Origin of the sequence: Streptomyces sp. NTH33, from assembly GCF_003236365.1 — a bacterium.
In the GTDB taxonomy this organism is placed as follows: domain Bacteria; phylum Actinomycetota; class Actinomycetes; order Streptomycetales; family Streptomycetaceae; genus Streptomyces.
This window is the reverse complement of record NZ_POTZ01000580.1, coordinates 1-3,669: the sequence shown is the minus strand read 5'-3', so window position 1 is coordinate 3,669 and position 3,669 is coordinate 1. Positions and strand designations below refer to the sequence as shown.

Annotated in this window: 3 protein-coding genes; all 3 read left to right on the top strand. The window is 66.2% G+C overall.

All coding sequences use genetic code 11. The features are described from left to right. Positions 1–368 precede the first annotated feature (368 nt). Genes C1I97_RS33275 through C1I97_RS33265 form a run of 3 tightly spaced genes read left to right on the top strand, consistent with a single transcriptional unit; the run spans position 369 to position 3,599 of the window. Positions 369–1,664, top strand: a complete 1,296-nt coding sequence (locus C1I97_RS33275; RefSeq protein WP_111006751.1) for an ABC transporter substrate-binding protein — start codon at positions 369–371, stop codon at positions 1,662–1,664. A gap of 10 nt (positions 1,665–1,674) precedes the next feature. After that, positions 1,675–2,697 carry a carbohydrate ABC transporter permease gene (locus C1I97_RS33270; RefSeq protein WP_111006750.1) on the top strand — a complete coding sequence of 341 codons (1,023 nt, stop codon included), beginning with the start codon at positions 1,675–1,677 and terminating at the stop codon, positions 2,695–2,697. After that, on the top strand, positions 2,697–3,599 hold the full coding sequence (locus C1I97_RS33265; protein ID WP_111006749.1) for a carbohydrate ABC transporter permease: 903 nt from the start codon (positions 2,697–2,699) through the stop codon (positions 3,597–3,599). The genes C1I97_RS33270 and C1I97_RS33265 overlap by 1 nt, the downstream gene beginning before the upstream one ends. Positions 3,600–3,669: the final 70 nt, after the last annotated feature.

Genomic DNA, 3,669 nt, shown 5'->3' with positions numbered 1-3,669 from the left:
CCCGCCGGGGCGGGCGGGTGGACCAACCGGCTCTCGCTCAACGTGCCGCGCACCGTAGGGAGACGGGGAAAACGGTGTCAAGACGTCGAGCGGTCCGCCTGTCGGCGTTCGGTGTCCTCCCGGTGCCCGCCCCGGTCGGCCGGGGCCCGGCCGGCTGCGACTGAGCACGTTCCTGTTCGTCACCGCACCCGTTCGTGATCACGTACGACGGCTGCTGCGTCGGTAACGATTGCGCAACTTGCGAAAACTGTTGGTTGCCTCTCGTTCATTTATGGCGGTGCACCTTGCTCCTGCTTCGCGGACTGCCCATTACTTTGCGCAAACTATCAGCAGTTGGATCACTGACAACAGATCAGGGAGTTCCCACGATGATGAGGAAAACCCGCAACGCGACGGCTGCCGCGATCGGCTTGTGCATCGCACTCGCCGCTGTCGGCTGCGCCGGCGGCGGCGACGGCGACGGCAGCGGTTCGTCCGGCGGCCAGGGCACGGTGACCCTCTGGACGAACGCGATGGAGGGGCGCGGTGCGCAGTACTGGAAGGACGCCGCGAAGGCGTACCACGCGCTGCACCCGGACGTCACGATCAAGATCCAGTCGGTCCAGAACGAGGACCTCGACGGCAAGCTGCAGAACGCGCTCAACTCGAACTCCGCGCCCGACATCTTCCTGCAGCGCGGTGGCGGCAAGATGCAGGCCATGGTCGACGCCGGCCAGATCCAGGCACTGGAACTGGCCGACACCGACAAGGCGAACGTGGGCGAAGCGGCCCTCGGAGGCGTCTCGATCGACGGCAAGGTCTACGCGATGCCGCTCGACACGCAGCCCGAGGGCATCTACTACAGCAAGGACCTGTTCAAGAAGGCCGGCATCACCTCGACGCCGACGACGATGGACGAGCTCAAGGACGCCGTCGCGAAGCTGAAGGCGATCAAGGTCGCGCCGATCGCGGTCGGCGCCAAGGACGCCTGGCCGGCCGCGCACTGGTACTACAACCTCGCCCTGCGCGAGTGCAGCCAGGAGACCATGCAGGAAGCCGCCAAGTCGCTCACGTTCGACCACCCGTGCTGGACCAAGGCCGGCGAAGACCTCGCTGAACTCCTGGAGACCGAACCCTTCCAGAAGGGTTTCCTGACGGCAACGTCGCAGCAGGGCGCCGGGTCCTCGGCGGGCATGATCGCCAACCACAAGGCGGCCATGGAGCTCATGGGCAACTGGAACCCCGGTGTGATCGCCGATCTGACCCCGGACAAGAAGCCGCTCCCCGACCTGGGCTGGTTCCCCTTCCCCGCCGTGCCCGGCGGCAAGGGCGACCCGACCGCCATCATGGGCGGCGCCGGCGGATACTCGCTCTCCAGGAACGCACCGAAGGAGGCCCTGGGCTTCCTCCAGTTCGTCGTGGCCAAGGAGCAGCAGGAGGCCTACGCCGAGGCCTTCGACACCGTCCCGGTGAACAAGCAAGCCCAGGGGGTCGTCACCGAGCCCTACAACATCTCGGCACTTCAGGCCTTCAACAAGGCCGCCTACTCGATGCAGTTCCTCGACACCGTGTACGGACAGAACGTCGGCAACGCCATGAACATCGCCGTCGTGAACCTGATGGCCGGCAAGGGCTCCGCCGCCGACATCGTCAAGGACGTCAAGGCTGCCGCCGAGAAGGGCTGAGTAAGCAGACATGAGCGACACCCTGGGCGCTGACACGGCCGACGGCCGCCAGTCGCAGGGCACGCCCGGAGCCGGGGACGCGGCCACGTCCGTGCCCCCGGCTCCGCCGCGAGCGGCTGCGCACCGCCGAGGCCGTGCCAGGATGCGACTGGAGATCGCGGTCCTGTCCGCACCGGCGGTCATCACGTTCCTGGCGTTCGTGATCCTCCCGGTCGCGCTCGCCGCGTACTACGGCTTCTACCAGTGGAAAGGCTACGGAGAGCCCACCGACTGGGTCGGCCTGAACAACTACAAGCTGATCCTCACCGACCCCGCGTTCCACGACGTCCTGTGGCACAACGGCCTGATCCTGGTGCTCTCACTGGTCATCCAGGGTCCGCTGGCGATCGTCCTCGCGCTCCTGCTCAACCAGAAGATCCGCGGCCGCTCGACCATCCGCGTCCTGATCTTCGTGCCCTACATCATCTCCGAGGTCATCGTCGGCACCGGCTGGAGCCTGATGCTCCAGAGCAACGGAGCCGTCAACGACCTGCTGCACCGGATCGGCCTGGGCTCCCTGGAAGCCGACTGGATCGCCGACCCGGACCTGGCCATCTGGACGCTGATGGCCATCATCACGTGGAAGTACATCGGCTTCGCGGTGATCCTGATGCTCGCCGGCCTGCAGTCGATCCCCGACGAGATCTTCGAGGCCGCGCAGATCGACGGCGCCTCCTACTGGCAGATCCAGCGCCGCATCACGCTGCCGCTGCTGGGACCGACGATCCGCATCTGGGCCTTCCTGTCGATCATCGGCTCGCTGCAGTTGTTCGACCTCGTCTACATCATCTGGGGCCAGTACGTCTCGGGCACGGCGGGCACCTCGACCATGGCGATCTACATGCTCGCCCAGGGCCGCAACGCGGGCAACTACGGCTACGGCAGCGCCGTCGCGGTCGTGATGTTCGTGATCTCGCTCATCGTCGCGCTGATCTACCAGCGCTTCGTCCTGCGCCGCGACCTCAGGGGCGCCGTCACCGAAGGGACCGTGTGATGAGCGCGACGACCACCACCTCCCGGATGTCCCCCGTGCCGGAGCCGAAGGCACCCACCGGCCGCCGCGACAACCGCGACAAGCCGCAGAAGTGGGGCAGCCCCGTCACCTACTTCGTCGCGCTGCTCTTCGTCGGCGTCTGCATCGCACCGGTGCTCTACATCGTGCTCGGCGGATTCCGCACCAACTCGCAGATCACCACGGACCCGGCCGCCCTGCCGCGCCCCTGGGTGATCGGCAACTACATCGACATCCTGAAGTCGACAGTGTTCTGGGGCGAGTTCGCCAACTCCCTCATCGTCGCGATCACCAGCACCGTCGGCATCGTCGCCCTCGGCCTGATGGTGAGCTTCGTGATCGCACGCTACGACTTCAAGCTCAAGGGCGCGATGTACTCCCTGTTCGCCGCGGGCCTGATGTTCCCGATGGTCATCGCGATCACTCCGCTGTATCTCGTCATCAAGGACCTCGGCCTCGCCGACAACCTGCTCGGCGTGATCATCCCGCAGATCGCCTTCGGCCTGCCGATGACCGTCATCATCCTCGTGCCGTTCCTCAGAGCCATCCCGAACGAGATCGAGGAGGCCGCCGCGATCGACGGCATGAGCCGACTCGGATTCTTCTTCCGCATGGTGGTCCCGCTGTCGCTGCCCGGTGTGGTCACCGTCGGCATCCTCGGATTCGTCGGCAGCTGGAACAACTACCTCCTGCCCCTGTACGTCCTCAACTCGCAGGCGAACTACACCCTGCCACTCGGCGTCCAGGTGTTCTCCTCGCAGTACTCCACGGACACCGCGAAGGTTCTCGCCTTCACCTCACTCGCCATGCTGCCCGCACTGATCTTCTTCTCGGTCTTCGAGAAGCGCATCGTCGGCGGCCTCACCGGCGCCGTGAAGGGCTGACACCGGTACCAGGACCTGAACCGGACCGTCCCGCGCCTGCCCCTGCCATGCCTTCCGGCAGGGGCAGGCC